The following is an 18263-nucleotide window of genomic DNA, read 5'->3' as shown; positions in this document are numbered from 1 at the left end:
CCCGGCCCCGGGGGGGCCCCCCCCGCCTCCGCCCCCCCGCCGCCCCCCCCCCTTTTTTCGCCGGCCGCCCCCCCCCGGGCCCCCTTCGCACAATGGACGCTGCCGTTGTGCTGGCTGATCAACCAGTGCTCTGATCGATCACGCTGGCGGGGTGCTCTGCGCAGCGAAATAAAGGAGGAGGCCGAAGGCCGGGGGACATTCGCGGAGCAGAGTACCCCGTCGGCGTGAGCGCACCCCGAACACGACAGCCTGCCCAGAGCCACCCACGACCAAAGGATCAGGCCAGTGTGTAAGCCGTCTTCACAGTGGTGAAGAACTCCTGCGCGTACTTGCCCTGCTCGCGCGGACCATAGCTCGAACCCTTGCGGCCGCCGAACGGCACGTGGTAGTCGACGCCTGCCGTCGGCAGGTTGACCATCACCATGCCGGCCTGGCTGTGGCGCTTGAAGTGCGTGGCGTACTTCAGGCTCGTGGTCGCAATGCCCGCCGAGAGGCCGAACTCTGTGTCGTTGGCCGTTGCCAGCGCCTCTTCGTAGTTCTTCACGCGGATCACGCTCGCGACCGGCCCGAAGATCTCTTCCTTGTTGATGCGCATGGCCGCGGCCGATTCGCTGAAGAGCGCGGGCGACATGTAGTAGCCGTCGGTCTCCAGCTTCAGCAGCTCGCCGCCGGCAGCCAGCGTGGCGCCCTCGCCCTTGCCGATGGCAACGTATTCCATGTCCTGGTCGAGCTGCGACTTGGACGAGACGGGGCCGATGTCGGTGCCCTGCGCGAGCGCATCGCCGACCTTGATCTTGGCCATGCGCGCCTTCATCGCCTCGATGAACTTGGGGTAGATGCCTTCGGTCACGATGAGGCGGCTCGACGCGGTGCAGCGCTGGCCGGTGGAATAGAACGCGCTTTGCACGCTGAGCTCCACGGCCTGCGCGAGGTCGGCGTCGTCCAGGATCACCTGCGGGTTCTTGCCGCCCATTTCGAGCTGCACCTTCTTGTGGTTGGTGACGCACTGCACGGCGATGTTGCGGCCCACGCCGACCGAGCCCGTGAAGCTGATCGCATGGATGCCGGGGTGGTTGACCAGCGCGTTGCCGATCACGCTGCCGCGGCCCATCACGAGGTTGAACACGCCGGCCGGGATGCCCGAGCGGCTGATGATCTCGGCCAGCGCCCAGGCGCAGCCAGGCACGAGGTCGGCAGGCTTCAGGACCACGCAGTTGCCGAAAGCGAGCGCAGGCGCGATCTTCCAGGCCGGGATGGCGATGGGGAAGTTCCACGGCGTGATGAGGCCGACCACGCCGACCGGCTCGCGCGTGATCTCCACGCCGATGTTGGGCCGCACCGAAGGCAGCACCTCGCCCGACAGGCGCAGGCATTCGCCGGCGAAGAACTTGAAGATCTGGCCCGCGCGCGTGGCTTCGCCGATGCCTTCGGCGCGGGTTTTGCCTTCTTCACGGGCCAGCAGCGTGCCGAGTTCTTCCTTGCGCGCGAGGATTTCGGTACCGATCTTGTCGAGCGCATCGGAGCGCGCCTGGATGCTGCCCGTAGCCCAGGCCGGGAAGGCGGCGGTGGCGGCAGCCACGGCGGCCTCGACGTGCGACGCGTCGCCCTGCGTGTACTGGCCGAGCACGTCGGACAGGTTGCTGGGGTTGAGGTTGGGGCTGTAGCTTGCGCCGGCACGCCATTCGCCGCCGATCAGGTTGTCGAAGTTTTGCATGAGGGGTTCCTTGCTGCTCGATGGAAAGAAAGAAGCCGGAGCACTGGGTGTCCGGCTGCGGAAATGGAAACGGGAGACTAAACCTTCAACGGACCATGCAAGGTTTTTTGTTGTCGAAAGTCCATCCCGGAATCAAGTATTGCATCGCCTGCGCGTCGTTGCGCGCGCCCAGGCCGTGCTTCAGGTAGAGCTGGTGCGCCTTCTCGACTTCATCCATGTCGAGTTCCACGCCCAAGCCGCCGCGCGTGGGCACCTTCACGAAGCCGCCTTCGATCTGCAGCGGCTCTTTCGTCAGGTGCTGGCCGTCCTGCCAGATCCAGTGCGTGTCGATCGCGGTGACCTTGCCCGGCGCCGCGGCCGCCACGTGCGTGAACATGGCGAGCGACACGTCGAAGTGGTTGTTCGAATGCGAGCCCCAGGTCAGGCCCCAGGCCTGGCACAGCTGCGCCACGCGCACGGAGCCCTGCAGGGTCCAGAAGTGCGGATCGGCCAGCGGAATGTCGACCGACTGCAGCGACAGGCTGTGCACCATCTCGCGCCAGTCGGTGGCCACCATGTTGGTGGCGGTCGGCAGGCCGGTGGCGCGGCGGAACTCGGCCATCACCTCGCGGCCCGAGAACACGCCTTCGGCGCCGCACGGGTCTTCGGCATAGGCCATCACGCCGTGCAGGTCGCGGCACAGGCGAATCGCGTCGGCGAGCAGCCAGCCGCCGTTCGGGTCGAGCGTGACGCGCGCCTGCGGAAAGCGCTCGTGCAGCGCGCGGATGGCCTCGACTTCTTCCTCGCCGCGCAGCACGCCGCCCTTGAGCTTGAAATCGGTGAAACCATAGCGCGCATGCGTGGCCTCGGCGAGGCGCACGATGGCCTCGGGCGTCATGGCTTCTTCATGGCGCAGGCGGAACCAGTCGTTGTCGGCGCCGGGGTCGCTTTCGTACGGCAGGTCGGTCTTGTTGCGGTCGCCCACATAGAAGAGGTAGCCGAGCATCTGCACCGCGTCGCGCTGCTGGCCTTCGCCGAGCAGGGCCGCCACGGGCACTTCGAGATGCTGGCCGAGCAGGTCGAGCAACGCCGCTTCGACGGCCGTCACTGCATGGATGGTCACGCGCAGGTCGAAGGTCTGCAGGCCGCGGCCGCCGCTGTCGCGGTTGGCGAAGGCGCTGCGCATGCTGTTGAGCACGGCGTTGTGGCGGCCGATGGGCTGGCCGACGATGAGGCCGCGCGCGTCTTCGAGCGTCTGGCGGATCTTCTCGCCGCCCGGCACTTCGCCGACGCCGGTGTGGCCGGCGCTGTCGGTCAGGATCAGCAGGTTGCGCGTGAAGAACGGACCGTGCGCGCCGCTGAGGTTCATCAGCATGCTGTCGTGGCCCGCGACGGGAATCACGCGCATGCCGGTGACGACGGGGGCACCGGTGACGGGAGAAGTGGAATCTGAAGATGTCATTTTCGAATCAATCCAAAACCATGCCGACCCCTTCGGGAAACACCGCGGGACCGGCTCTGCCGGGGCCGCTGGTGTTGCTCCGGCAAGGGTGTGCGCGAAGCCTGGGGAGCATTAGATCCTCACGGCCTGGCGGGCGAGCAGCTTCCAGCTTCCGCCCTGCTTCTGCCAGACGCCGAGGATCTTCAGCGCCACCTTGCCTGGCTTGCCCGAATCGTTGGTGTCGGCCGCGAGCGTGTGGCGCACGATGGCAGTCTGGCCGTCGACCACCTTGATGGTCTGGTCGGTGATCGTGATGGCCACGAAGTCCGACTTGCCGTCCACCAGGTCGCCGATGAAGCTGGCCTTGGTGTCGACCTTGCCGCTCGAGTGGCCATAGCTCAGGTCGTCGGCCACCAGTGCACCGAGCGCGGCGGCGGTCGGATCGATCATCGCAATGCGCAGGCGCTCGGCGGCGGCTGCCACTTCGGGCGAGGCCGATGCCGCATTGCCCGCCGGCATCATCGAGCACCCTGAGAACGCGGCCGCCGCGGCGGCAATCAGGAAGAGCTTCTTGAGGAACATTGCCTTGTCTCCGTGTTGTTGTTCGTGTTCGACGGCTTGCCGGCTTACTGCGGGCCGAGCGCGTCGATCAGCGCCTTGAGCTGTTCCATCTCGGCGGGCTTCAGGTCGGTGAGCGGCGCTCGCACGGGGCCCGCGTCGTGGCCGACGATCTTGGCGCCGGCCTTCACGATGCTCACGGCATAGCCCGGCATGCGGTTGCGCAGTTCGAGGTACGGCATGAAAAAGTTCTTCAGCAGGCGGTGCTGCGTCGGCAGGTCGTCGGCGGCCACGGCCTTGTAGAAGTCCATGGCGGTCTTCGGAATGAAGTTGAAGACGGCCGACGAATACACCGGCGTGCCCATTGCCTTGTAGGCAGCGGCATAGACCTCGGCCGTAGGCAGGCCGCCCAGGTAGGCGAAGCGGTCGCCCATCTTCTGGTAGATGGCGACCATGGCCTCGATGTCGCCGATGCCGTCCTTGAAGCCGACGAGATTCGGGTTGCGCTCGGCCAGGCCGGCGAGCGTGTCGGGTTTCAGGCGGCTGGTGGCGCGGTTGTAGACGATCACGCCGAACTTCACGCTCTTGCACACGGCCTCGACGTGCGCGGCCAGGCCTTCCTGGCCGGCTTCGGTGAGGTAGTGCGGCAGCAGCAGGATGCCGTGCGCGCCAGCCTTCTCGGCGGCTTGCGCGCACTGGATGGCGAAGCGCGTGGGGCCGCCGGCGCCGGCAATGATCGGCACCACGCCGCGGCAGGTGTCGACAGCCGTCTGGATGATGCCGGGGTACTCGTCGCCAGTCAGCGAGAAGAACTCGCCCGTGCCGCCGGCCGCGAACAGAGCGCTCGCGCCGTAGGGAGCGAGCCATTCGAGGCGCTCGACGTAGCCCTTCTTGTTGAAGTCGCCGTTGCTGTCGAAGTCGGTCAGCGGAAACGAGAGCAGGCCGGAGCCCATGATGGTCTTGAGTTCTTGCGGGTTCATCGGGAAGAGTCCAGTGAAGTTTTTGAAAAATGAAGAAGATTCAAAGGGCGGCGATGCGGCTGCCGCCAGGTCGCCCCAAGGCGGGCCGCGCCCCACCCTCGGGGGGTGGCGAATTACACGGAGCGAAGCGAGTGAAGAGCCGGGGGGCAGACATGACTAGTCGAGCCTGACGTTGGCCTCTTTGATGACTTGCGCCCAGCGCGCGCGCTCCTTGGCGAAGAACTGGTCCTGCTCGGGCGCGGCCATGGTCACGACCTCTGCGCCCTGCCCCGCGAGGCGCGCGCGGATGTCGGGCGTGCGGATGATGCGCACCAGTTCCTTGTTGAGCCGGGCGATCACCGCGTCGGGCACGCCGCGCGCCGCGACAACGCCCTGCCAGGTGCCCGACTCGTAGCCGGGGACGCCCTGCTCCGCGATGGTCGGCACGCTGCCGATCAGCGGCATGCGCGTGGCTTTCGACACGGCGATCAGCTTGAGCTTGCCGGACTGCACCTGTGGATAGGTGGCGAGCATGCCGTTCATCAGCACCTGCGTCTGGCCCGACACGGTGTCGAGCACCGCCTGCACGCCGCCCTTGTAGGGCACGTATTCCCACTTGGCGCCGACCTTGCGCTGCAGCTCGATGCCGGCCAGGTGCGCGGTGCTGCCGCTGGCGGTCACGGCGAAGTTGAGATCGCTTTTCTTCGAGAGCTCGACCAGTTCCTTCAGCGTGTTCGCCTGCACCGAGGGATGCACCACCAGCAGGTGCGGCGAGTAGGCCAGCATGGAAACGCTGCGCAGGTCCTTCGACGGATCGAAAGGCAGCTTGGGATACAGCGACGGGCTGATGGCCAGCGCGCCGAGGTCGCACAGCATCAGCGTGTAGCCGTCGGCCGGTGCCTTGGCCAGCAGGTCGGCGCCGAGGTTGCCGTTGGCGCCGGCCTTGTTGTCGATGATCACCGACTGGCCCAGCGCCTCCGACAGCGGCTGGCTGATGGACCGCGCAATGATGTCGGACGAGCCTCCCGGCGGGTACGGGACGATGATGCGGATCGGCTTCGAGGGCCAGTTGCCGCCCCCGCCCTGCTGCGCGCCCTGCGCGATGGCGCCCAGCGGCAGGTTGGCGGCCAGGGTGGTGGCGAGTGCGGCACCGAGTGCGCCGCGCCGGTTGATGGTCATGCTGCCTCCAGTTGTTCGATGGTTCGTCATGGCTTCGCCCGTGCCCGAGCGAGTTATCAGTCATCGTACAACCAGAAAAACAACTTGTCCAGCCTGGCCGGCAAGAAAAATTCAGCTGGAGGGAGTGTCGTCGGACGACGGCGCGGCCGTGCCTGCGGCCGCATCGGCCTTCGCCTTCTGCTGCGCGGCCTCCTGCGCCAGGCGCAGCCGCTCGCGGCTGTTGGTCAGGTGGATGCGCATGGCCGCGCGCGCCGACTCGGGATCGCGCCGCGCGATGGCCGCGTAGATCTCCTCGTGCTCGCGGTTGACCCGGTTCAGATAGGGCGCGCCACCCTCGTGCGTGCGGATGGCGCTGATACGCGTACGCGGAATGAGCGTGGTGCCCAGGTGCCGCATGATGTCCGCGAAATAGGGGTTGCCGGTCGACTCGGCGATCTGCAGGTGGAAGCGGAAATCCGGCCCCACGGTGTCGCCCGCCACGACCACGTTGCGCTCGAAATCGTCGAGCGCCTGGCGCATGGCAACCAACTGCTCGTCGGTGCGGCGGCTCGCAGCAAGGCCGGCCGACTCGGTCTCCAGGCTGATGCGCAGCTCCAGCACGGCCAGCACGTCGACCGATGCGGCAATCTCCCCGGGATCGAGGCGAAACACCCCGCCCGCCCGCGGCTGCAGCACGAAGGTGCCCACGCCGTGCAGCGTCTCGACCAGCCCGCCGGCCTGCAGCTTCGACAGCGCCTCGCGCACCACGGTGCGGCTCACGCCATAGGCCTGCATGATGGCCGACTCGGTCGGCAGCTTGTCGCCCGGGCGCAGCGACTGGCTGCGGATTTTTTCGCCCAGGTCTTCCACCAGCCCATGCGCGAGGCCGCGTGCGCGCTGGCGCGGTCGCCCCACGAAAGCGGCTCCCGCAGCCGAAGCGGCAGACGCCGTTTCCGCTGGCGCTTGTGATTCCAAGGGATTACCCGCAGTCGACTGAGCCATGGCCACGATGATAATCTCCAACTAGTTGTACGACAACAGATAACTCGATTCACATCTCCTGGCGCCGCCGGCCATTTCGCCTGCGGCTTTCGGCTTCCACGGCACCGACATGCAGCCCTTTGACTTTGCTCCGTCGGCATCGTACCGGCCGCTTTCAGCAAAGCACCGTGACGGCGGGCCCTCGGAAACCATGACTCCTGAATGTATGGACGCGCAACGATGACAGACAAGAAGATGAACCGCCTCCTCCTGACCGGCGCGGCCGGCGGACTCGGCAAGGTGCTGCGCGAGCGGCTCAAGCCCTTTGCCGGCACGCTGCGCCTGTCGGACATCGCTTCGCTTTCGCCAGCCGTGGACGCGAGCGAGGAAGTCGTGCCCTGCGACCTCTCGGACAAGGCGGGAGTGCATGCGCTGGTCGAAGGCTGCGACGCCATCGTCCACCTGGGCGGCGTGTCGGTGGAGCGCCCGTTCGAGGAAATCCTCGAAGCCAACATCAAGGGCGTGTTCAATGTCTACGAAGCGGCGCGCCGCCACGGCGTGAAGCGCGTGGTGTTCGCGAGTTCGAACCACGTGATCGGCTTCTACAAGCAGAGCGAACACATCGACGCGCACGCCGTGCGCCGGCCCGACGGCTACTACGGCCTGTCGAAATCCTTCGGCGAGGACGTGGCGCAGTTCTACTTCGACCGCTGGGGCATCGAGACCGTGAGCATCCGCATCGGCTCCTCGTTCCCGGAGCCCGCCAACCGCCGCATGATGAGCACCTGGCTCAGCTATCGCGACCTGACGACGCTGATCGAGAAGTCGCTGTTCACGCCGGACGTGAAGCACACGGTGGTCTACGGCATGTCGAGCAATCGCGACGTGTGGTGGGACAACAGCGCGGCCGCGCACCTGGGCTTCGTGCCGCAAGACAGCTCGGAGGTGTTTCGCGACAAGGTCGAAGCACAACCACCTGTCGCCCCCATCGACCCGAACGCCATCTACCAGGGCGGCGCCTTCACCGCGCAAGGCCCCTTCGGCGATGCAAGCTGAACTGGTTCTCGACGCGCGCAACGGCACCGGCGAAAGCCCGGTGTGGCATGCCGGGCAGCAGGCGCTGTACTGGGTCGACATTCCGGCGCGCACACTGAACCGCTGGCACGCGAGCGAAGGCCACACGCAATGGACGGCGAACGAAATGATCGCCTGCATCGCGCCGCGCGCCGACGTTCCCGGCGAATGGATCGCCGGCATGGAAAGCGGCCTGTTCTCGCTGAAGCCGCAGGCCGATGGCACGTTGGCCGCCAGCCCGCTCGCCCCCGTCGCGCACGCGGCACCGGCCATGCGCTTCAACGACGGCCGCTGCGACCGACAGGGCCGCTTCTGGGCCGGCACGATGCTGCTCGACATGGCGGCCGGCGCGCGCATCGGCCGCCTCTACCGCTACGGCAAGGGCAGCGACAACGCCGCTGAGCGCCTCGGCGATCTCATCGTGCCCAACGGCCTGGCCTTCAGCCCGGACGGCCGCACGATGTACCTCTCGGACTCGCACCCCAGCGTACAAGCCGTCTGGGCCTTCGACTACGACACGGACACCGGCACGCCCACCAACCGCCGCCTGTTCATCGACATGAGGCCCCTGCCCGGCCGTCCCGACGGCGCCGCCATGGACACCGACGGCTGCTACTGGATCTGCGGCAACGACGCTGGCCTGGTGCACCGCTTCACGCCCGACGGCCGGCTCGACCGCTCGCTCGAAGTACCGGTGAAGAAGCCCGCCATGTGCGCCTTTGGCGGCCCGGACCTCGACACCCTCTTCGTCACCTCCATCCGTCCCGGCGGCACCGACCTTTCGGACCAGCCGCTGGCCGGCGGCGTGTTCGCGCTGCGGCCCGGTGCGAAGGGCCTCGCGGAGCCCGCTTTCGGCATCTGACCCCGTTGTTCATCCACTGCGTTTTCTTTTCATCCACCGAGGAGCTATCAAGAATGAAATCACTACAAATGAAGAAGCTGTCGGGCCTGATCGCGATCGGCCTGGTCGCCCTCACGGTATCGAACGCCGCCATGGCACGAACCTTCCGCTCCGCCGAAGTGCACGCCAAGGACTTTCCCACCAACCAGGCGGTGAAGTTCATGGGCGATGAGCTGTCGAAGGCCACGGGCGGCAAGGACAACATCAAGATCTTCGCCGACAGTTCGCTGGGCTCGGAGAAGGACACGGTCGAGCAGGTGAAGATCGGCGCGCTGGACATGGTGCGCGTGAGCAGCGCCTCGTTCCACGGCATCGTGCCGGAGTCGGTGATTCCGTCGCTGCCCTTCCTGTTCCGCGACATCGAGCATTTCCGCAAGGCCATGTACGGACCGACCGGCGACAAGGTGCTGGCCGCGTTCGAGAAGGCCGGCTTCATCGGCCTGTGCATGTATGAAAGCGGGGCGCGCTCGGTCTACGCCAAGAAGCCGATCAAGACAGTGGCCGACATGAAGGGCCTGAAGATCCGCGTGCAGCCCTCCGACCTGATGGTGAGCCTGGTGAGCGCCACCGGCGCCTCGCCCACGCCGATGCCCATCGCCGAGGTCTACACCGGCCTGAAGACCGGCCTGGTGGACGCCGCCGAGAACAACTACCCCTCGTACGACGAAGCCAAGCACTTCGAGGCCGCGCCGGTCTACTCCGAGACCATGCACGTCATGACGCCCGAAGTGCTGGTGTTCTCCAAGAAGATCTGGGACACGCTGAGCAAGGAAGAACAGGCCGCGATCCGCAAGGCCGCGAAGGACTCGGTGCCCTACTACGTGAAGCTGTGGGAGCCGCGCGAGAAGGACGCCAAGGCGGCCGTCATCAAGGGCGGCGCGAAAGTCGTGGCCGCCGCCGATATCGACCGCAAGGGCTTCGTCGATGCCGAGAAGCCGGTGTGGGACAAGTTCGCCACCACGCCGGAGCTGAAGGCGCTGGTGCAGGAAATCGTCAACACGAAATGACGCCCACGGCTTCTCTCCCTCACCTTTCGGAGGGAGGGGGCAAGGCAGGACTTCCAAATGCATTTGCTGACCCATCTGAACGCACGGCTTTCGCGCTGGGCGATGTACATCGCCTGCGTGTGCCTTGTCGGCCTGCTCGCAGTCGTCGTCTACGGCGTGGTGCTGCGCTACGTCTTCAATGACGCCCCGCCGTACGTGGAGCAGGTCGCGCTGCTGCTGGTGATCTCGGTCGCCATGTTCGGCGCTTCCGCCGGCGTGCGCGACGCCGGCCACATCGGCCTCGATTCGCTGGTGAAGGTACTGCCGCCCAAGGCGCAGTTCTGGTGCAAGGCGCTTGTCTATGTGCTGACCATCGGTTTCGCCATCGCATTGATCGCGGGCGGTGCCGAGATGGCCGTGTCCACACGCGAGTCGACCATTCCCACGCTGGGCATGTCCGAGGCCGTGCGCTACGTGCCGATTCTCTTTGCGGGGGTGCTGATCACCCTCTTCTCCCTCGAGCACCTGGCGGCTCAGTTCACAGACCAGAAGGTCGTTCCATCATGGCATTGACAGTGCTGTCGCTGAGCTTCGTGCTCTTCCTGCTGCTCGGCATGCCGGTGGCCTTCGCCATCGGGCTGAGCTGCCTGGCCACCTTTGCCTACGAGGGCCTGCCGTTCGAGACCGCCATCCAGATGATGGTGTCGGGCATGAACGTGTTCTCGTTCCTGGCCATTCCTTTCTTCATCTTCTCGGGCGAACTGATGCTGCACGGCGGCATCGCCGACAAGATCGTCGCCTTCGCGCGCAGCCTCGTCGGCCATTGGAAGGGCGGCCTGGGCCTGGCCAACGTGGTGGCATCGACGCTGTTCGGCGGCGTCTCCGGCTCCCCCGTGGCCGACACCTCGGCCATGGGCGGCGTGATGATCCCGATCATGAAGCGCGAGGGCTACAGCGCGGCGTATGCGGTGAACGTGACGACGCACGCCTCGCTCTCAGGTGCGCTGATGCCGACCTCGCACAACATGATCATCTACGCCTTCGCAGCGCAGGCCGCGGTGGGCACCATCGACGGGCACATCATCAAGGGCGTGTCCATCGGCGACCTGATGTTCGCGGGGCTGATCCCGGTGTTCTGGATCATGGTATGCATGCTGGTGGCCGCCTACTGGCAGGCCGCCAAGCATGGCTACCCGAAGCGCACCGACGGCAGCACGATGGTCGAGCGCTTCCCCGGCTGGGGCATGGTGGCCAAGACCTTCCTGGCTGCGATTCCCGGCCTGATGGTGATCGTGATCATCCTGGTGTGCGTGATGAAGGGCGTGGCAACGGCCACCGAGGCGGCGGCCATCGCGGTGACGTATTCGCTGCTGCTCACGGTGGTGGCCTACCGCACGATGACGCGCGAGAAGCTCTTCAAGTCGCTGGCCAAGGCGTCGAAGACCACCGGCGTGATCCTGTTGCTGATCGGCGTGTCGAACATGCTGCGCTACCAGATGGCCTACCTGGAGATTCCGGACGCCATCGAGACCGTGCTGCTGGCCGCGACCTCCAGTCCCTGGCTGATGCTGCTGTACATCAACATCATCCAGATCTTCCTGGGCATCTTCCTGGACATGGCGGCGCACATCCTGATCACGACGCCGCTGTTCCTGCCGCTGGCCATCCAGATGGGCGTGGGCCCGGTGCAGTTCGGGATGATGCTGCTGCTGAACTGCGCGCTGGGCCTGGTGCACCCGCCGGTGGGCACGGTGCAGTTCATCGGCTGCGCGATCGGCAAGATATCCATCGGGGAGGCGACGAAAACCGCCTGGCCCTACTATCTGGCGATCTTCATCGCCATCACCCTGGTGACCTACGTGCCGGCCTTCTCCACCTGGCTGCCCACGATGCTGACCGGCCACAAGGTGCTGTAAGCAACAAAGGTCCTCACGATGAGCAATGCTGCCTCCGGAGCCTCGCCGCTCTACATCCGCATCCACGCCAACGACAACGTGGCCATCGTCGCGAACGACGGCGGCCTGAAGGCCGGCACCTCGTTCGCCGACGGCCTGGTGCTGGTGGACAACGTGCCCCAGGGTCACAAGGTGGCCCTGGCCGACCTGGCCGAGGGCGCGGCCATCGTGCGCTACAACGTGGTGATCGGCTATGCACAGAAAGCACTGCCGCGCGGCAGCTGGGTGCACGAGCGCGTAATGCGCATGCCGGTGGCGCCCGGACTCGACGGCCTGCCCATCGCCACGGTCAAGCCCCCCGCCCTGCCCCCGCTGGAGGGCTACACCTTCGAGGGCTACCGCAACGCCGACGGCTCGGTGGGCACGCGCAACATCCTCGCGATCACGCAGACGGTGCAGTGCGTGGCCGGCGTGACCGACTTCGCGGTGCAGCGCATCAAGGCCGAGCTGCTGCCCAGGTACCCGAACGTCGACGACGTGGTGGCGCTGGAGCACAGCTACGGCTGCGGCGTGGCCATCGATGCGCCGGATGCCATCGTGCCGATCCGCACGCTGCGCAACATCAGCCTCAATCCGAACTTCGGCGGCGAGGTGATGGTGGTGAGCCTGGGCTGCGAGAAGCTGCAGCCCGAGCGGCTGCTGCCGCCGGGAAGCATTCCCATCATCGACAAGCGCGGCGATGCGGCAGAGCTCGACGTGGTCTGCCTGCAGGACGACGAGCATGTCGGCTTCATGTCGATGATCGACTCGGTCATGCGCCAGGCCGACGAGCACCTCGCGCGGCTCAACAGGCGCAGGCGCGAAACCGTGCCCGCCAGCGAACTGGTGGTGGGCGTCCAGTGCGGCGGCAGCGACGCCTTCTCGGGCGTCACCGCCAACCCCGCCGTGGGCTTCTGCACCGACCTGCTGGTGCGCGCGGGCGCCACCGTGATGTTCTCGGAAACGACCGAGGTGCGCGACGGCATCGACCAGCTCACCTCGCGCGCGTCCACGCCCGAGGTGGCCGAGGCCATGATCCGCGAGATGGCCTGGTACGACGCCTACCTGCAGAAGGGCCGCGTCGACCGCAGCGCCAACACCACGCCGGGCAACAAGAAGGGCGGCCTGTCGAACATCGTCGAGAAGGCGATGGGCTCCATCGTCAAGTCGGGCTCGGCGCCCATCACCGGCGTGCTCGCGCCCGGCGAGAAGGCAGCGCAGAAGGGCCTGATCTACACCGCCACGCCGGCCAGCGATTTCATCTGCGGCACGCTGCAGCTGGCGGCCGGCATCAACCTGCACGTGTTCACCACCGGCCGCGGCACGCCCTACGGGCTGGCCGAGGTACCGGTGATCAAGGTCGCCACGCGCAGCGACCTCGCGCGCCGCTGGCACGACCTGATGGACGTGAACGCAGGCCGCATCGCCGACGGCGAGGCCAGCATCGAGGACGTGGGCTGGGAGCTGTTCCGCCTGATGCTCGACGTGGCCAGCGGCCGCAAGAAAACATGGGCCGAGCACTGGAAGCTGCACAACGCGCTGGTGCTGTTCAACCCGGCACCCGTGACCTGATCCCTTCGCACGGAGCAAAGACATGGAAGATCTCAAGGACAAGACAGCGCTCGTCACCGGCGCCAGCACCGGCATCGGCGCCGCGGTGGCCGTCGCCTTTGCGGCGCGCGGCATGCGCGTGGCGGTGCACTACAACAGCTCGGCCGATGCGGCGAACGGGGTGGTCGACACCATCCGCGCGGCCGGCGGCACCGCCTTCGCGCTGAAGGCCGACGTGCGCGACACGGCCGCAATCCGCGAATGCGTGAAGCAGGCCGCGGCGCAGCTGGGGCGCATCGACGTGCTCGTCAACAACGCCGGCAGCCTGGTCAAGCGCGTGCCGATCGCCGAGTTCGACGACGCGCTGTTCGACGAGGTGATGCACATCAACGCGCGCTCGGTGCTCGCCTACTGCCGCGAGGTGGTGCCGCTGATGCGCGCGCAGGGCGGCGGCAACATCATCAACGTGACCTCGGTCGCGGCACGCACCGGCGGCGGGCCAGCCGCCTATTTGTACGCGGGCTCGAAGGGTTTCGTGAGCACGGCGACGCACGGGCTCGCGAAGGAGCTGGTGGGCGACCGCATCCGCGTGAATGCCGTGGCGCCCGGCGTTATCCAGACGCCGTTCCAGGACCGCTTCTCGACACCCGCAATGCTGGAGAACTTCCGCGCCGGCATTCCGATGGGCCGCATCGGCGTGCCCGAGGAATGCGTCGGCGCCTTCCTGTACCTGGCGTCGGAGCAGCTCTCCGGCTACGTCACGGGGCAGGTGATCGAGGTGAACGGCGGCCAGTACATGCCCTGAGGCACGCACGAAGAACACGAGGAGGCCTTGCGCGAGGCCCCGGATCGGATCAACAACGGAGACGACGACATCATGAGAAGAATCCAGCTTGTTCGCGGCATCGCCGCCCTCTCGGCCACGGCCGCTCTTTCGCTCGGGCTGGCCACGCCGGCCGCGGCGCAGGCCGATTTTCCGAACCGTCCGATCGAGCTGCTGGTGCCCTACCAGCCCGGCGGCGGGACCGATGGCCTGGCACGCGCTTTTTCCGAGGCGAGCCGCAAGCACATCTCGCAGAGCATCGTGATCGTCAACCGCCCCGGCGCTGGCGGCGCCATCGGCTGGACGGAAGTGATCAACGCCAAGCCCGACGGCTACAAGCTCGCGGTGCTCACGGTCGAGCTGCTGACGCTGCCGCACCTGGGCCTTGCCAAGTTCAACTACGACGACTTCCAGCCGATCGCGCAGCTCAACGCCGATCCGGCGGCGATCACCGTGAAGGCCGACGCGCCGTGGAACACCATCGAGGAGTTCCTGGCGGCCGCGAAGAAGTCGCCCGAGGGCGTGCGCGTGGGCAACTCGGGCAACGGCTCGATCTGGCACCTTGCCGCCGCGGCGCTCGAAGACAAGACCGGCGCGAAGTTCGGCCACATCCCGTTCCAGGGCGCGGCGCCGGCGGTGCTGGCGCTGCTCGGCGGACACATCGAGGCCGTGGCGGTGAGCCCGGCCGAAGTCACCACGCATGTGCAGGGCGGCAAGCTCAAGGTGCTGATGGTGATGGCCGACAAGCGCGTGAAGGGCTTCGAAAAGGTGCCCACCGCCAAGGAACGCGGCATCGATCTGTCGATCGGCACCTGGCGCGGCCTCGGCGCGCCGAAGAACACACCGCCCGAAGTGATGGCGAAGCTGCGCGAGATGACGGCGAAGACCGCCGCCGAGCCGCTGATGCACGAGGTGATGGACAAGCAGAACCTGGGCTACGTCTACACCGACGGCGCCGTGTTCAAGGAGACGCTGGCCAAGGACAACGTCTACTTCAAGCAGCTCATCACCAAACTGAACATCAAACCCTGAACCGCGAACCATGAAAAGAAAAACCATCGCATCGCTGCTGTGGCTGGCCGCCATCGGCCCCGCCTCGGCCGCCACCTGGGTCTACGTGTCCAACGCGGACAGCCAGGAAATCTCCGTGCTCGAGCTCGACCGCGCCCAGGGCGCACTCAAGCCGGTGCAGACGCTGAACGTCGGCGGCACGGTGATGCCGATGGTGGTGAGCCACGACAAGCGCGTGCTGTATGCCGCGCTGCGCTCGCAGCCGTTTCGCGTGGCCTCGCTGTCGATCGACGGCGCCACCGGCAAGCTGCAGAAGCTCGGCGAGGCGCCGCTGGCCGACAGCATGGCCAACATCGACCTGGACGCGAGCGGCAAGTGGCTCTTCGCGGCCTCCTACCAAGGCGGCAAGATCACGGTCAATTCCATCGGCAAGGACGGCGCCGCGGGCCCCGTCCATCAATTGATCCAGACCGGGCCCAACGCGCACGCGATCCACGCGGACGCCAGCAACCGCTTCGTGCTGGCCACCAGCCTGGGCGGCGACAACGTGTCGAGCTGGCGCTTCGACGCCGAGAAGGGCCTGCTGTCGCCCAACGATCCGCCGCTGACGACCACATCCACGAAATCGGGCCCGCGCCACTTCATCTGGGACAAGGCGCAGCGCCACGTCTATCTGCTGGACGAGCTCGACGCCGCCCTGCACGTGTTCGCATGGGACGCGGCGCGCGGCACGCTCAAGCTCGAACAGAGCACGACCACGCTGCCCGCCGGCTTCACCGGCAAGCCCTGGGCCGCCGACCTGCACCTGACGCCCGACGGGCGCTACCTGTACGCGTCGGAGCGCACCTCGAGCACGCTGTCGGCGTTCAAGGTCGATGCCGCCACGGGACAACTGCAGCCGCTGGGCCAGACCCCGACCGAGAAGGTGCCGCGCGGCTTCGCCATCGACTCCAGCGGGCGCTATCTCATCGCCGCGGGACAGGAATCGCACGGCATCTCGCTCTACGCCATCGACGCCGCCACCGGCGCGCTGGGCAGGCCCCAGCACCTGGACGTCGGCAAGAACCCGAACTGGATCGAGATCGTCGACATGCCCTGACGGCCCCGCACCACCCATCACAAGGAGACACCTGCATGCAACGCCGCACACTCATTCGCACCGCCCTCGCCTCTTCCCTCGCCGCCGGCCTTCCGGCCGCCTTCGCGCAGGGCGGCGGCAACTGGCCGACGGGCAAGGCCATCACCTACCTCGTGCCCTTTCCCGCCGGCGGCACCACCGACGTGCTGGCCCGCCTGATCGGGCAGAAGCTCGGCCCCGTGCTGGGCACGAGCGTGATCATCGACAACAAGGGCGGCGCCGGCGGCAGCGTGGGCTCGGAGGTCGGTTCGCGCGCCGCGCCCGACGGCTTCACGATGGTCGGCGGCACGATCAGCTCGCACGCGATCAACGTGAGCCTGTATCCCAAGCTGGGCTACGACCCGCAGAAGTCGTTCGCGCCGGTGACGCTGATCGGCACCAACCCGGTGGTGCTGGTGGTGAACCAGGCAAGCCCGTACAAGACACTGAAGGACGTGATCGCAGCCAGCAAGGCCAAGGCCGGCGGGCTCTCGTCGGCCTCGGCCGGCACGGGCACCTCGCAGCACCTCGCGCTGGAACTGATGGCCTTCAAGTCGGGCGTGAAGTTCACGCACATTCCGTACAAGGGCAGCGGCCCGGCAATCCAGGACGTGATCGGCGGGCAGGTCGACATGATGTTCGACACCACGGTGGTCGCCGGCCCTCACATCCAGAGCGGCAAGCTGCGCGCCATCGCGGTCACCTCGTCGAAGCGGCTGGCCTCGATGCCGGACGTGCCGACGGTGGCCGAGTCGGGCGTGCCCGGCCTGCAGGACTTCGAGGTCGTGTCATGGCAGGCGATCTTCGTGCCCGCGGGCACGCCGGCACCGGTGGTCGACCGGCTGCACACCGAGATCCGCAAGATCCTCTCCGCGCCCGAGATGCAGGACAAGCTCAAGAGCTTCGGCATGGAGCCGGCCGACCTGAGCACCGCGCAGATCGCGGCGTTCCAGAAGGCCGAAGTGGAAAAGTGGGCGCAGGTGATCAAGGCCGCGGGGATCAAGGCCGACTGACGGCGGGACGCGAACCAAGGGAAGCTTCCTACGTTCCCGGGGAGAAGCGCTTTATAGAATGCCCTTCCGATTCCGCATTCCAGGCTTCTCCCACGTGTCCGACCGCTCCGCAGTACTGCCCCAATACCTGTTCCCCAAGCAGGCCCTGACCAATTTCGCCGGCTGGGTCGCGGGCAAGGAACGGGGCGCCGTCACGACGTGGATCATCCGGCGCTTCGTGGCCAAGTACGGCGTGGACATGGGCGAGGCGCTCGAGTCGGACATCCACCACTACAAGAGCTTCAACCAGTTCTTCACGCGCGCGCTCAAGCCCGGCGCGCGGCCGCTCGCACAGGCAGACCTGGTCTGCCCCGTGGACGGCGCGATCAGCCAGTTCGGCGCAATCCGCGGCGACCAGATCTTCCAGGCCAAGGGCCACGACTACACGACCACCGCGCTGGTCGGCGGCGACGCCGCGCTGGCCGCGAAGTTCGCGCACGGCAGCTTCGCGACGCTCTACCTGAGCCCGAAGGACTACCACCGCATCCACATGCCCTGCGACGGGCGGCTGGTGCGCATGATCCATGTGCCGGGCGACCTGTTCTCGGTGAACCCGACCACGGCGCGCGGCGTGCCCGGCCTGTTCGCACGCAACGAGCGCGTGGTATGCGTCTTCGAATCGGCGCACGGGCCCTTCGTGCTGGTGCTGGTGGGTGCCACCATCGTCGGCAGCATGGCCACCGTGTGGCACGGCGTGGTCAATCCGCCGCGCGTGGGCGAACTGCGCGAGTGGAGCTACAACGACCGGCAGATCGACATCCGCAAGGGCGACGAGATGGGCCGTTTCTTGCTCGGCTCGACAGTGGTCATGCTCTTCCCGGCGCCTGCGCTGGCCTTCAACCCGGCGTGGTCGCCAGGCCGCGCGATCCGGCTGGGCGAAGCCATGGCCGACTACGCCAACTTGTGAGGCTTTGTCTCACAACCCGCATGCAGTATGCCCTGGCAGCTATAAAACTAGTAGCATCCTCATCATTTGCGCTATAGTCGCCGGCCAACGAAACGGTCCGTAACCCACCACAAGAAC

Annotated in this window: 17 protein-coding genes; 11 read left to right on the top strand and 6 right to left on the bottom strand. The window is 66.9% G+C overall.

The genetic code is table 11. From position 1 onward, the window contains the following. Positions 1-277: 277 nt before the first annotated feature. The 6 genes from ACCC97_RS08845 to ACCC97_RS08820 form a co-directional block, all read right to left on the bottom strand. Positions 278-1714, bottom strand: a complete 1437-nt coding sequence (locus ACCC97_RS08845) for an aldehyde dehydrogenase family protein (RefSeq protein WP_007836411.1) — start codon at positions 1712-1714, stop codon at positions 278-280. An 85-nt stretch (positions 1715-1799) separates the two neighbouring features. Continuing rightward, on the bottom strand, positions 1800-3155 hold the full coding sequence (gene gudD / locus ACCC97_RS08840; protein WP_413314439.1) for a glucarate dehydratase: 1356 nt from the start codon (positions 3153-3155) through the stop codon (positions 1800-1802). A gap of 111 nt (positions 3156-3266) precedes the next feature. After that, the gene (locus ACCC97_RS08835) at positions 3267-3716 is read right to left on the bottom strand and encodes a nuclear transport factor 2 family protein (RefSeq protein ID WP_007836415.1); all 450 of its coding nucleotides are present in this window, start codon (positions 3714-3716) and stop codon (positions 3267-3269) included. 44 nt (positions 3717-3760) lie between these two features. Next, complete coding sequence (gene kdgD / locus ACCC97_RS08830; protein ID WP_413332371.1) at positions 3761-4672, bottom strand: 5-dehydro-4-deoxyglucarate dehydratase; 912 nt, start codon at positions 4670-4672, stop codon at positions 3761-3763. 156 nt (positions 4673-4828) lie between these two features. Next, complete coding sequence (locus tag ACCC97_RS08825; protein WP_413332369.1) at positions 4829-5830, bottom strand: Bug family tripartite tricarboxylate transporter substrate binding protein; 1002 nt, start codon at positions 5828-5830, stop codon at positions 4829-4831. Positions 5831-5941: 111 nt separating this feature from the next. Further along, positions 5942-6811 carry a FadR/GntR family transcriptional regulator gene (locus tag ACCC97_RS08820; protein ID WP_042673905.1) on the bottom strand — a complete coding sequence of 290 codons (870 nt, stop codon included), beginning with the start codon at positions 6809-6811 and terminating at the stop codon, positions 5942-5944. Between the two features lie 219 nt (positions 6812-7030). Between ACCC97_RS08820 and ACCC97_RS08815 the strand changes: the two genes are divergently transcribed. The 11 genes from ACCC97_RS08815 (at position 7031) to asd (ending at position 18146) form a co-directional block, all read left to right on the top strand. Continuing rightward, positions 7031-7846, top strand: coding sequence for an NAD-dependent epimerase/dehydratase family protein (locus ACCC97_RS08815; RefSeq protein WP_413332367.1), 816 nt, complete (start codon positions 7031-7033; stop codon positions 7844-7846). Then, entirely contained in the window at positions 7836-8726 is an 891-nt protein-coding gene (locus ACCC97_RS08810; RefSeq protein ID WP_413332365.1) for an SMP-30/gluconolactonase/LRE family protein, read from the top strand. The genes ACCC97_RS08815 and ACCC97_RS08810 overlap by 11 nt, the downstream gene beginning before the upstream one ends. A gap of 53 nt (positions 8727-8779) precedes the next feature. After that, a complete protein-coding gene (locus tag ACCC97_RS08805) occupies positions 8780-9772 on the top strand; it encodes a TRAP transporter substrate-binding protein (protein ID WP_007836428.1) in 993 nt (330 codons plus the stop codon). A gap of 57 nt (positions 9773-9829) precedes the next feature. Next, on the top strand, positions 9830-10324 hold the full coding sequence (locus ACCC97_RS08800; RefSeq protein ID WP_007836430.1) for a TRAP transporter small permease: 495 nt from the start codon (positions 9830-9832) through the stop codon (positions 10322-10324). Further along, entirely contained in the window at positions 10315-11667 is a 1353-nt protein-coding gene (locus ACCC97_RS08795) for a TRAP transporter large permease (protein ID WP_007836432.1), read from the top strand. Before ACCC97_RS08800 ends, ACCC97_RS08795 begins: the two co-directional genes overlap by 10 nt. A gap of 18 nt (positions 11668-11685) precedes the next feature. Continuing rightward, complete coding sequence (gene garD / locus ACCC97_RS08790; RefSeq protein WP_413332363.1) at positions 11686-13257, top strand: galactarate dehydratase; 1572 nt, start codon at positions 11686-11688, stop codon at positions 13255-13257. Positions 13258-13279: 22 nt separating this feature from the next. Beyond that, positions 13280-14041: an SDR family NAD(P)-dependent oxidoreductase gene (locus ACCC97_RS08785; RefSeq protein WP_007836436.1), complete on the top strand. Its 762-nt coding sequence runs from the start codon at positions 13280-13282 to the stop codon at positions 14039-14041. 72 nt (positions 14042-14113) lie between these two features. Then, positions 14114-15091, top strand: a complete 978-nt coding sequence (locus tag ACCC97_RS08780) for a Bug family tripartite tricarboxylate transporter substrate binding protein (RefSeq protein WP_042673906.1) — start codon at positions 14114-14116, stop codon at positions 15089-15091. A gap of 10 nt (positions 15092-15101) precedes the next feature. After that, positions 15102-16169, top strand: a complete 1068-nt coding sequence (locus ACCC97_RS08775; RefSeq protein ID WP_007836439.1) for a lactonase family protein — start codon at positions 15102-15104, stop codon at positions 16167-16169. A 35-nt stretch (positions 16170-16204) separates the two neighbouring features. After that, positions 16205-17200 (top strand): Bug family tripartite tricarboxylate transporter substrate binding protein, encoded by a 996-nt coding sequence (locus tag ACCC97_RS08770; protein ID WP_007836441.1) that lies wholly within the window; start codon positions 16205-16207, stop codon positions 17198-17200. Between the two features lie 94 nt (positions 17201-17294). After that, positions 17295-18146, top strand: a complete 852-nt coding sequence (gene asd / locus ACCC97_RS08765) for an archaetidylserine decarboxylase (RefSeq protein WP_042673904.1) — start codon at positions 17295-17297, stop codon at positions 18144-18146. Positions 18147-18263: the final 117 nt, after the last annotated feature.

Source organism: Variovorax sp. Varisp85, from assembly GCF_047304045.1.
In the GTDB taxonomy this organism is placed as follows: domain Bacteria; phylum Pseudomonadota; class Gammaproteobacteria; order Burkholderiales; family Burkholderiaceae_C; genus Variovorax.
The sequence above is the reverse complement of the archived record's forward strand: the minus strand, read 5'-3'. Positions and strand labels throughout refer to the sequence as shown.

Bases quoted from the DNA above. Each gene is read 5' to 3' on its own strand.
- ACCC97_RS08775 (WP_007836439.1), top strand. From the start codon at position 15,102: ATGAAAAGAAAAACCATCGCATCGCTGCTGTGGCTGGCCGCCATCGGC.
- ACCC97_RS08835 (WP_007836415.1), bottom strand. From the start codon at position 3,716: ATGTTCCTCAAGAAGCTCTTCCTGATTGCCGCCGCGGCGGCCGCGTTC.
- kdgD (WP_413332371.1), bottom strand. From the start codon at position 4,672: ATGAACCCGCAAGAACTCAAGACCATCATGGGCTCCGGCCTGCTCTCG.
- gudD (WP_413314439.1), bottom strand. From the start codon at position 3,155: ATGACATCTTCAGATTCCACTTCTCCCGTCACCGGTGCCCCCGTCGTC.
- ACCC97_RS08815 (WP_413332367.1), top strand. From the start codon at position 7,031: ATGACAGACAAGAAGATGAACCGCCTCCTCCTGACCGGCGCGGCCGGC.
- ACCC97_RS08805 (WP_007836428.1), top strand. From the start codon at position 8,780: ATGAAATCACTACAAATGAAGAAGCTGTCGGGCCTGATCGCGATCGGC.
- ACCC97_RS08770 (WP_007836441.1), top strand. From the start codon at position 16,205: ATGCAACGCCGCACACTCATTCGCACCGCCCTCGCCTCTTCCCTCGCC.
- ACCC97_RS08785 (WP_007836436.1), top strand. From the start codon at position 13,280: ATGGAAGATCTCAAGGACAAGACAGCGCTCGTCACCGGCGCCAGCACC.
- garD (WP_413332363.1), top strand. From the start codon at position 11,686: ATGAGCAATGCTGCCTCCGGAGCCTCGCCGCTCTACATCCGCATCCAC.
- ACCC97_RS08810 (WP_413332365.1), top strand. From the start codon at position 7,836: ATGCAAGCTGAACTGGTTCTCGACGCGCGCAACGGCACCGGCGAAAGC.
- ACCC97_RS08825 (WP_413332369.1), bottom strand. From the start codon at position 5,830: ATGACCATCAACCGGCGCGGCGCACTCGGTGCCGCACTCGCCACCACC.
- ACCC97_RS08780 (WP_042673906.1), top strand. From the start codon at position 14,114: ATGAGAAGAATCCAGCTTGTTCGCGGCATCGCCGCCCTCTCGGCCACG.
- ACCC97_RS08820 (WP_042673905.1), bottom strand. From the start codon at position 6,811: ATGGCTCAGTCGACTGCGGGTAATCCCTTGGAATCACAAGCGCCAGCG.
- ACCC97_RS08845 (WP_007836411.1), bottom strand. From the start codon at position 1,714: ATGCAAAACTTCGACAACCTGATCGGCGGCGAATGGCGTGCCGGCGCA.
- ACCC97_RS08800 (WP_007836430.1), top strand. From the start codon at position 9,830: ATGCATTTGCTGACCCATCTGAACGCACGGCTTTCGCGCTGGGCGATG.
- ACCC97_RS08795 (WP_007836432.1), top strand. From the start codon at position 10,315: ATGGCATTGACAGTGCTGTCGCTGAGCTTCGTGCTCTTCCTGCTGCTC.